Raw genomic sequence first — 8,635 nt, 5'->3', positions numbered from 1 at the left:
GGCGCCGGGGGCCGCACCGGCCCGGCCGACCCGGGCACCGCGGGCCGCGGCGGCGCGGCCGGCGGGCGCGAGCTCGTGCGGGTCGGCACGACGGGCGTCGGGGACGGCGGGCGGATCGCGACCCGCTCCGCGGTCTCCTGCACGGGCGTGAGCCGCCCCGTCTCGTCCAGGCCCCGCATGCCGCCCGAGGCGGCCGGGGGTCGCACGACGGACGGCTGCGACGGGTGGTCGGTGGGCCCGGTCGTCTCGCGCAGCGCACGGCGCGACGGTGGCGGGGTCGCCGGGGCGGCGGGCCGCGGTGCGGCAGGCGGCTGCCACCCGCCGGCCGCGGGCGCCGGGGCGGGCGCCGGAGAGCCGGACTGCGCCGCGCGCTCGGCCGCGGCGGCGGCCTCGCGCTCCCGGATCTCGCGCCGCGTGAGCGGGCGTACGGGCTGCATGTTGCTGCCGTTGTCACTCATCGTGCTGTCCTCGATACAAACCGTGCTTGGCGATGTACTGGACCACGCCGTCCGGAACCAGGTACCACACCGGCTGGCCCGCCTCCGCACGCCGACGGACGTCCGTCGACGAGATGGCGAGGGCCGGGACCTCGAGCGTGGTGACCACGCCCGGCGGCAGACCTTCGACGCTCAGGTGGTGACCCGGGCGGGAGACAGCCACGAAGTGTGCCATCTTCCACAGCTCGTCGGCATCCTTCCAGGTCAGGATCTGCTCGACAGCGTCCGCACCCGTGATGAAGAACAGCTCGGCGTCCGGTCGCGCGGCCCGCAGGTCCCGCAGCGTGTCGACCGTGTACGTCAGGCCGGGCCGGTCCACGTCCACGCGGCTCACCGTGAACCGCGGGTTGGACGCGGTCGCGATGACGGTCATGAGGTACCGGTGCTCGGCCGGGCTGACGGTCTGGTGCTGCTTGAACGACGGCTTCCCGGTCGGCACGAACACGACCTCGTCGAGGTCGAACCGTGCCGCGGCCTCGCTCGCCGCGACGAGGTGGCCGTGGTGGATGGGGTCGAACGTGCCACCCATCACCCCCAGGCGGGGTCGGCGCGGGCTCATCGAGGCGTCATCGGTCGCGGCGCGGGCGTCGTGCGCTGCCGGTCAGTGGCGGGTGCCGACGCTGCGGAACGCGTACGTCACGAGCAGCAGGGCCACGAGCCCGCCGAACCCGATCAGCCCGTACGCGAGCGGCGGGATGGGCAGGTGCGACGCGGCCTCGGCGCCTTCCTCGGCGGCCAGCACGACGGCAGAGATCACGACGTCCTCCTCGAAGGTCGTCCCCGTGACCTGCGGGCGGTGCCGCGGGACCGGGGTGGTGCGGTGGAGCGGTACACCCGCCGGGACCGGCCCGGCGGCGGACCGGACGGGCGCCGGTCGCCGACCAGTCTCTCACGACCGCCCGGCGACCCGGTCCGGCGAGTAGCAGGAACTACCCGGCGAACCGTGCGTCATGGACGAACGTGACCGTCGCCGTGCACGACCCATTTCGTCGTCGTGAGCTCGGCCAGGCCCATGGGGCCGCGCGCGTGCAGTTTCTGCGTCGAGATGCCGATCTCCGCGCCGAGGCCGAACTGGCCGCCGTCGGTGAAGCGCGTGGACGCGTTGACCATGATCGCCGCGGAGTCGAGCTCCGCGACGAAGCGCTCCGACGCGGAGAGGTCGCGCGTGACGATCGCCTCGGTGTGGCCCGACGTCCACGTGCGCACGTGCTCGATCGCGGCGTCGAGGTCGTCGACGACGCGCACCGCGATCTCGGGCGCGAGGTACTCGGTCGCCCAGTCCTCGTCGGTGGCCGGGAGCACGTCCGTGCCCTCGGGCGCGAGCCCGGCGGTGCGGTCGTCACCGTGCACGACGACGCCCGCGTCCGTGAGCGCGGCGAGCGCGGCGGGGAGGAAGTCAGGTGCGGCGTCGGCGTGCACGAGCAGCGTCTCCGCGGCGTTGCACACCCCGACGCGCTGCGTCTTGGCGTTGAGCAGGATCTCGAGCGCCATCGCACGGTCCGCGCTCGCGTCGACGTACACGTGCACGTTGCCCACGCCCGTCTCGATGACGGGGACGGTCGACTCGCGCACGACCGTCCGGATGAGGTCCGCTCCCCCGCGCGGGACGAGCACGTCGACCAGGCCGCGCGCGTGCATGAGCGCGACGGCGCCGGGACGCCCGTACCGGTCGATCGACTGCACGAGGTCGCCGGGCAGGCCCTGCGCCTCGAGCGCGCGGGCGAGCACGCCCACGACGACCTCGTTCGAGCTCGCCGCGGCGGACCCGCCGCGCAGGATGACCGCGTTGCCGCTCTTGAGGGCGAGGCCCGCGGCGTCGACCGTGACGTTGGGCCGCGCCTCGTAGATCATGCCGACGACACCCATCGGCACGCGCAGCTGGCGCAGGCGCAGCCCGTTGGGAAGCGTCGAGCCGCGCACGACCTCGCCCACCGGGTCGGGCAGGCCCGCGAGCGCGCGCAGCGCGTCGGCGATCGCGGCGATGCGGCCGGCGTCGAGCGCGAGCCGGTCGAGCAGGCCCTCGCTCATGCCGTTCGCGCGCTCGCGCTCGAGGTCCACGGCGTTCGCGGCAACGATCTCGTCGGTCGCCGCGACGAGCGCGTCGGCGAGGGCGTGCAGGGCGGCGTCCTTGGTCGCGCGCGTCGCCGTCGCGAGCGCGCGGGACGCGACCTTGGCGCGGCGCGCGACGTCCTCGACGGCCGTCGCGACGCTCGTCGCGTCGTCGGCGGGACCGGTGGTCTCGGGCTGGGCTTCGCCCGCGACGACGGGCGCGTCCTCGGTGGTGGTCATGGTCCGAGCCTACGTCGGACGCCGCGTCACCGGGAGCGTCGTCCGCCCGCCGGTCAGCGGGTGCGCCGACGCACGAGCACGAGGTCGTCGCGGTGCACGACCTCGCGGTCGTAGCCCTCGCCGAGCTCGCGGCGCAGGTCCTTCGTGGACCGGCCCAGGAGTCCCGGGATGTCGCGCGACTCGAACGCCACGAGCCCGCGAGCCACGACGCGGCCGTCGGGCGCGACGAGCTCGACCGGGTCGCCCGCGTCGAAGTCGCCCTCGACGGCGGTGACGCCGGCCGGCAGGAGCGACGCGCGCCCGCCCTGCACGGCCTTCACCGCGCCGTCGTCCAGGACGAGCCGCCCGCGGGTGCGTGCCGCGTGCGCGAGCCAGAGCCGACGGCGCGTGGTGCGCTTCCCGGTCGCGGCGAACCACGTGCCCACGGGCTCGCCCGCGAGCGCCGCCGCGGCGTTCTCCGCCTTGGTGAGCACGACGGGGATGCCGGTGCCCGTCGCGATGGAGACCGACTCGAGCTTGGTGAGCATGCCGCCCGTCCCGACGGCGCTCCCCCGCCCCGTCACCTCGATCCCCGCGATGTCGGCCGCCGAGCGCACCTCGGGGATCCGCCGCGTCCCGGGGCGCGACGGCGGCCCGTCGTACAGGCCGTCGACGTCCGTGAGCAGGACCATCGCGTCGGCGCGCACGAGGTGGGAGACGAGCGCGGCGAGGCGGTCGTTGTCGCCGAAGCGGATCTCGTCGGTCGCGACGGCGTCGTTCTCGTTGACGACCGGCACGACGCCGAGACCCAGGAGGCGCTCCAGGGAGCGCTGGGCGTTGCGGTAGTGGCCGCGGCGGACCGTGTCCTCGGCGGTGAGCAGCACCTGGCCGACCCGCAGGCCGTGGCCCGCGAACGCCTCGGCGTACCGGGCGACGAGCAGGCCCTGGCCCACCGAGGCCGTCGCCTGCGCGGTCGCGAGGTCGCGCGGTCGGTTCGTGAGGCCGAGCGGCCCGATGCCCGCGGCGATCGCGCCGGACGTGACGAGCACGACCTGCCCGCCGTCCGCGCGTCGCGCCGCAAGGACGTCGACGAGCGCCCGCAGGGCCGCGAGGTCGAGGTGGCCGTCGGCGCCGGTGAGCGACGACGAGCCGATCTTCACCACGACGCGGCGGGCGGCGGCGATCTCGGAGCGGGAGGACAGGGCGTTCACGCGTCCCATCATCGCCGCCGGACCCCGACCGGCGCGCAGGATTTCACGGACCAGGACGCCGCGGGTCGCGCCGGGCGCGGTCAGTCGGCGTCCGGGTCCGTCCAGGTGCCCGCCTCGCGCTCGGTCCACAGCTCGCGGCGGGCCTCGGCCTTGGCGTCCATGCGCTCGTGGTGCTCGCGGCGCTTCTCCGACCGCGTGGGGCGCAGGCGCTCGTCGAGGCGGTTGTCGGAGCCGCGCGGCCCGCCGAGCAGCTCGGAGCCCGTCATGAGCGTCGGCTCCCAGTCGAACACGACGGCGTTGACGTCGCTGCCGATCCGGACCTCGTCGCCCGCGACGGCGCCCGCCTCGAAGAGCTTCTCCTCGACGCCCAGGCGCGCGAGGCGGTCGGCGAGGTAGCCGACGGCCTCGTCGTTCGCGAAGTCGGTCTGGCGCACCCAGCGCTCGGGCTTGGCGCCGCGGACCTCGAACCAGTAGTCCGTGGCCCCGCCCTTGCGCGTCACCGTGAAGCCGGCCTCGTCGACGGCGCGCGGGCGCAGCACGACGCGCGTCGGCTCGGGGGCGGGCGCCTCGGCGCGCGCCTTCTCGACGAGCTCGGCGAGCGCGTAGGTGAGGGGGCGCAGCCCCTCGTGGCTCGCGGTCGACACCTCGAACACGCGCAGGCCGCGCGCCTCGAGGTCGGGCTTGACGAGATCGGCGAGCTCGCGCGCCTCGGGCACGTCGATCTTGTTGAGCACGACGAGCCGGGGGCGCTCCGTGAGCGGCACGCGACCGCCCTCGATGTCGAGGTCCTGCGCGTACGCCGCGAGCTCGGCCTCGATGACGTCGAGGTCGCTGATCGGGTCGCGACCCGGCTCGAGGGTCGCGCAGTCGAGGACGTGCACGATCACGGCCGTGCGCTCGATGTGGCGCAGGAACTCCAGGCCGAGGCCCTTGCCCTCGCTCGCGCCCGGGATGAGCCCCGGCACGTCCGCGACGGTGAACCGCGCCGAGCCGGCCTGGACCACGCCGAGGTTCGGCACGAGCGTCGTGAACGGGTAGTCGGCGATCTTGGGCCGCGCGGCCGAGACCGCGGCGACGAGCGAGGACTTGCCCGCGCTCGGGTACCCGACGAGCGCGACGTCCGCGATGGTCTTGAGCTCGAGGACGACGTCGCGCTCCTCGCCGGGCTCGCCGAGCAGCGCGAAGCCGGGCGCCTTGCGTCGGGGCGACGCGAGCGCGGCGTTGCCGAGACCGCCGCGACCGCCCTCGGCGACGACGTACTCCGCCCCCGCGCCGACGAGGTCCGCGAGGACCGTGCCGTCGGGCGTCTTGACGACCGTGCCGTCCGGCACGCGCAGGACGAGGTCCTCGCCGTTCGCGCCGTCGCGGTCGTCGCCCATGCCCTGGGTGCCCGACGTCGCGTGCCGGTGCGGCGAGTGGTGGTACTCGAGCAGCGTCGTCGTCTGCGGGTCGACCACGAGCCGGACCGTGCCGCCGTCACCGCCGTTGCCGCCGTCGGGGCCGGCGAGCGGCTTGAACTTCTCGCGGCGGACCGAGGCGCACCCGTTCCCGCCGTTGCCGCCGGAGACGTGCAGGACGACACGGTCGACGAAGCTGGCCATGGGTGGATCCTCTCAGAGGTGGGTCGTGCGGTGCCGCGGGGCGCGGCGGTCCCGGGCCGGGGCGCGGCCGGGGGGAGATACGGCAGGAGGGGCGCACCGCGTCGGTGCGCCCCTCCTGCTCGAAGACTGCCGGTTGTGGCTCAGGCCTCGACGGTGACGATGTCGACGACCTTGCGGCCACGGCGCGTGCCGAACTGCACCGCGCCGGCGGCGAGGGCGAACAGCGTGTCGTCCTTGCCGCGGCCGACGTTCTCACCGGGGTGGAAGTGCGTGCCGCGCTGGCGGACGATGATCTCGCCCGACTTGACGACCTGCCCGCCGAAGCGCTTCACGCCGAGGCGCTGGGCGTTCGAGTCGCGACCGTTGCGCGAGGAGCTCGCGCCCTTCTTGTGTGCCATGACGAACCTGCTTTCGTGCTGGTTGCTGAGGGAGGGTGCCGGTCGGCGCGGGGCGGCCCGTGGCCGCTACCTCGCGCCGGGCGAGATCACTTGATGCCGGTGACCTTGAGGCGGGTCAGCTGCTGACGGTGACCCTGGCGACGGCGGTAACCGGTCTTGTTCTTGTACCGCAGGATCGTGATCTTCGGACCCTTCTCGTCCCGCACGACCTCGGCGGTGACCTTGACCTTCGCGAGCTTCGCGGCGTCCGTGGTCACCTTCTCCCCGTCCACCAGCAGGAGAGCGGGCAGCTCGACGGAATCACCGACGCCGGCGGACAGCCTGTCCACCACGACGATGTCGCCGACGGAAACCTTCTCCTGACGGCCACCGGCCTTGACGATCGCGTACACCACGTTGCTGCTCATCTCTCCTAGTCTTGGCGTGCTCGTCACGGCGAGTTCGTCTTGGAGACTCCGACCACGCCGCGGCGTGCGAGTGCGAGTCGTCCGTGGGCACACGGGACCGGCGCGCCTGGGCGCGCCGACGTTCAAGACTACGGAAATGCGGCGGGCAGGTCAAACCGCGCGGGCGGTCGCCGCGCGCGGACGTCCCGCACGCGGCGACCGGGACCGTGCGAGCCGCCCGGGCACCGTCCTACTCGAGGACGAACGTGACCTCCAGCACGACCTGCCAGGCCGTGATGCGGCCGTCGGCCACGTCGACCTTCTGCTCCTTGACCCACGCGCCCGAGACGTTGCGCAGCGTGCTCGCAGCGCGCTCGACGCCGATCCGCACCGCGTCCTCGAAGCTCGTGTCCGACCGCGCGCTGATGTGCGTGATCCGTGCCACCGTGCCGCTCATACCGGTCTCCCCCGTCCTGGCGGGCGCTCCGGTGCGCCCGCGCACCCGTCGAGCATCCCGCTGCGGGCCCGCCCTCGCCACCGGGGCGCCGGGCCGGGCGGCGGCCACGAGCGCACGGGTGCGCGTGCGTGCCTACGCTGGCCGGGGAGGTGGTCGCATGGGTCCCGCAGACCCGACCCGCGGCGCCCTGGGCGCGGACGACGCCGTGGCCGCGGCCCTGCGCGCGGTCGACCGGCGCTCGTTCCTCCCGCGCGCGCAGCGCCGCTGGGCGGGACAGGACCGGCCGCTCGCGATCGGGCACGGGCAGACCAACTCCCAGCCCTCGACCGTCGCGGCCATGCTCCGCCTGCTCGACGTCCGGCCCGGCGCGCGCGTCCTCGACGTCGGCTCCGGGTCGGGCTGGACGACGGCGCTCCTCGCGGTGCTCGTGGGCCCCGAGGGCAGCGTGCTGGGCGTCGAGCGCGACCCCGACCTCGCCGCGTGGGGCGCGGCCAACGTCGCGCGCGAGCGCACCCCGTGGGCGCGCGTCGTCACCGCGACGCGCGGCGTGCTCGGCTCCCCCGGGGAGCGCTACGACCGGATCCTCGTCTCGGCCGCGGCGCAGGCGCTGCCGCGCGCGCTCGTCGACCAGCTCGCCCCGGGCGGCCGCATGGTCGTCCCCGTGCGGCACACGATGGTCCTCGTCGAGGCGGACCCCGAGGCGCCGGGAGGCTTCCGCACGAGCGAGCACGGCTCCTACTCGTTCGTCCCGCTCGTCGAGGACGCGCCCGCTCCCCCGCCCCCCGGCTGACCGCGCCACGGCGGGTCCGGGAGATGGGTGCGGCAGCGCGCCTCGTACGTCTCGGCGCCGCCCACGTGCGCCGCGACGGGCGCCAGCGGGTCGCCCGGGTCGCCCGCGCCGGTCGGCGCGGCCAACCGGACGTGGAACGCGGCGTCCTCGCCGCACACCGCGCACACCGCCGTGAGCTTGTCGACGCGCTCGGCGAGCGCCACGAGCGCGGGCAGGGGCTCGAACGGCCGCGCGTCGAACGTCACGTCGAGCCCCGCGACGACCACGACGAGCCCGCGGTCGGCGAGTCGCTGCACGACGTCGACCAGCCCGGGGCCGAAGAACTGCGCCTCGTCGACGGCGACCAGGTCGAGCGGTCCCGCCTCGCGCACGAGGCGTTCCAGGTCGTCCGCGTCGCGTGCCGTGCGCGACGGCGTCGCGAACCCGGAGTGCGAGCTCACCGTGCCCGCGCCGCGCCGCGTGTCGAGCGCGTGGCCCACGACCTCGACGCGCCGGCCCGCGATCTCGGCACGGCGCACGCGCCGCAGGAGCTCCTCCGTCTTGCCCGCGAACATCGGGCCGCACACGACCTCGACGCGACCGCCCGCGCGCGGGCCGGGGGGCTGCGGACCTGCTGCGCCGCTCATGCGAGCAGTGAACCACCCCCCGCCCACGCCGTGCTCGGCGGCGCGGGACGACGGTGCGGTCAGTGGTGCCGGGCGGACCCGTTCGAGGACGGCCGCACGGGCAGCGGCTTCGGCTCCGCTCCCGCACCGAGCACCGAGACGCGGTCCGGGGAGCCCGGGCGCGCGGCGTCGCGGCGGCTGAGGATCGTGGTGCCGGACGACCCGGCCGGGACGTCGGCCGCGGGGCCCTCGGCCGGAGCGGTGCTCGCGTCCCCGGCGACGGGCTCGCCCTCGGTCGCCGCCCGGTCCGTGGCGGGGTCGGCGGCCGCGTCCGGCGCGGTCGCCTCGGGGCTCGCTCCGGGCCCGGCCTCCGCCGGCGCCACGGGCACGGCCGCGATCCCGGCCAGGCCCCCGCCGCCGAC

General features: G+C 75.6%; 10 protein-coding genes and 2 pseudogenes. 1 reads left to right on the top strand and 11 read right to left on the bottom strand.

The window, feature by feature from the left end:
* The 9 genes and pseudogenes from GJV82_RS18300 to GJV82_RS18260 form a co-directional block, all read right to left on the bottom strand.
* Positions 1-458: pseudogene (locus tag GJV82_RS18300) on the bottom strand (hypothetical protein); the annotation flags it as partial.
* A complete protein-coding gene (gene nadD / locus GJV82_RS18295; RefSeq protein ID WP_024840781.1) occupies positions 451-1,056 on the bottom strand; it encodes a nicotinate-nucleotide adenylyltransferase in 606 nt (201 codons plus the stop codon). The pseudogene GJV82_RS18300 and the gene nadD, both read right to left, overlap by 8 nt.
* Positions 1,057-1,098: 42 nt before the next feature.
* Entirely contained in the window at positions 1,099-1,254 is a 156-nt protein-coding gene (locus GJV82_RS18290; protein ID WP_154798364.1) for a hypothetical protein, read from the bottom strand.
* 191 nt (positions 1,255-1,445) lie between these two features.
* On the bottom strand, positions 1,446-2,786 hold the full coding sequence (locus GJV82_RS18285; protein ID WP_155100205.1) for a glutamate-5-semialdehyde dehydrogenase: 1,341 nt from the start codon (positions 2,784-2,786) through the stop codon (positions 1,446-1,448).
* Between the two features lie 53 nt (positions 2,787-2,839).
* Positions 2,840-3,985 (bottom strand): glutamate 5-kinase, encoded by a 1,146-nt coding sequence (gene proB / locus GJV82_RS18280; protein WP_155100207.1) that lies wholly within the window; start codon positions 3,983-3,985, stop codon positions 2,840-2,842.
* Positions 3,986-4,056: 71 nt separating this feature from the next.
* The gene (gene obgE, locus GJV82_RS18275) at positions 4,057-5,577 is read right to left on the bottom strand and encodes a GTPase ObgE (RefSeq protein ID WP_024840778.1); all 1,521 of its coding nucleotides are present in this window, start codon (positions 5,575-5,577) and stop codon (positions 4,057-4,059) included.
* 140 nt (positions 5,578-5,717) lie between these two features.
* Positions 5,718-5,975, bottom strand: a complete 258-nt coding sequence (rpmA, locus tag GJV82_RS18270) for a 50S ribosomal protein L27 (RefSeq protein WP_115942806.1) — start codon at positions 5,973-5,975, stop codon at positions 5,718-5,720.
* 86 nt (positions 5,976-6,061) lie between these two features.
* Positions 6,062-6,370, bottom strand: a complete 309-nt coding sequence (gene rplU / locus GJV82_RS18265) for a 50S ribosomal protein L21 (RefSeq protein ID WP_197022549.1) — start codon at positions 6,368-6,370, stop codon at positions 6,062-6,064.
* Between the two features lie 241 nt (positions 6,371-6,611).
* Positions 6,612-6,818, bottom strand: coding sequence for a dodecin family protein (locus tag GJV82_RS18260; RefSeq protein WP_021482381.1), 207 nt, complete (start codon positions 6,816-6,818; stop codon positions 6,612-6,614).
* Positions 6,819-6,975: 157 nt separating this feature from the next.
* Here GJV82_RS18260 and GJV82_RS18255 point away from each other — a divergent pair, with 157 nt between their 5' ends.
* Complete coding sequence (locus GJV82_RS18255) at positions 6,976-7,608, top strand: protein-L-isoaspartate O-methyltransferase family protein (RefSeq protein WP_051471673.1); 633 nt, start codon at positions 6,976-6,978, stop codon at positions 7,606-7,608.
* On the opposite strand, the gene GJV82_RS18250 is transcribed toward GJV82_RS18255, so the two are convergent.
* Both GJV82_RS18250 and GJV82_RS19620 read right to left on the bottom strand, forming a co-directional pair.
* On the bottom strand, positions 7,554-8,234 hold the full coding sequence (locus GJV82_RS18250; RefSeq protein ID WP_024840774.1) for a thymidine kinase: 681 nt from the start codon (positions 8,232-8,234) through the stop codon (positions 7,554-7,556). The two genes, GJV82_RS18255 and GJV82_RS18250, sit on opposite strands and share 55 nt — an antisense overlap.
* A gap of 59 nt (positions 8,235-8,293) precedes the next feature.
* Positions 8,294-8,635 (bottom strand): annotated as a pseudogene (locus tag GJV82_RS19620) (hypothetical protein); the annotation flags it as partial.

This window comes from Cellulosimicrobium composti, assembly GCF_009711085.1.
GTDB classification, from domain to species: Bacteria; Actinomycetota; Actinomycetes; order Actinomycetales; family Cellulomonadaceae; genus Cellulosimicrobium; species Cellulosimicrobium composti.
This window is presented reverse-complemented; position numbering and strand designations above follow the sequence as displayed.

What these genes read in the sequence shown, in the direction of transcription:
- nadD (WP_024840781.1), bottom strand. Translation starts at nt 1,056, where the DNA reads ATGAGCCCGCGCCGACCCCGCCTGGGGGTGATGGGTGGCACGTTCGAC.
- GJV82_RS18285 (WP_155100205.1), bottom strand. Translation starts at nt 2,786, where the DNA reads ATGACCACCACCGAGGACGCGCCCGTCGTCGCGGGCGAAGCCCAGCCC.
- proB (WP_155100207.1), bottom strand. Translation starts at nt 3,985, where the DNA reads ATGGGACGCGTGAACGCCCTGTCCTCCCGCTCCGAGATCGCCGCCGCC.
- obgE (WP_024840778.1), bottom strand. Translation starts at nt 5,577, where the DNA reads ATGGCCAGCTTCGTCGACCGTGTCGTCCTGCACGTCTCCGGCGGCAAC.
- rpmA (WP_115942806.1), bottom strand. Translation starts at nt 5,975, where the DNA reads ATGGCACACAAGAAGGGCGCGAGCTCCTCGCGCAACGGTCGCGACTCG.
- GJV82_RS18260 (WP_021482381.1), bottom strand. Translation starts at nt 6,818, where the DNA reads ATGAGCGGCACGGTGGCACGGATCACGCACATCAGCGCGCGGTCGGAC.
- GJV82_RS18255 (WP_051471673.1), top strand. Translation starts at nt 6,976, where the DNA reads ATGGGTCCCGCAGACCCGACCCGCGGCGCCCTGGGCGCGGACGACGCC.
- GJV82_RS18250 (WP_024840774.1), bottom strand. Translation starts at nt 8,234, where the DNA reads ATGAGCGGCGCAGCAGGTCCGCAGCCCCCCGGCCCGCGCGCGGGCGGT.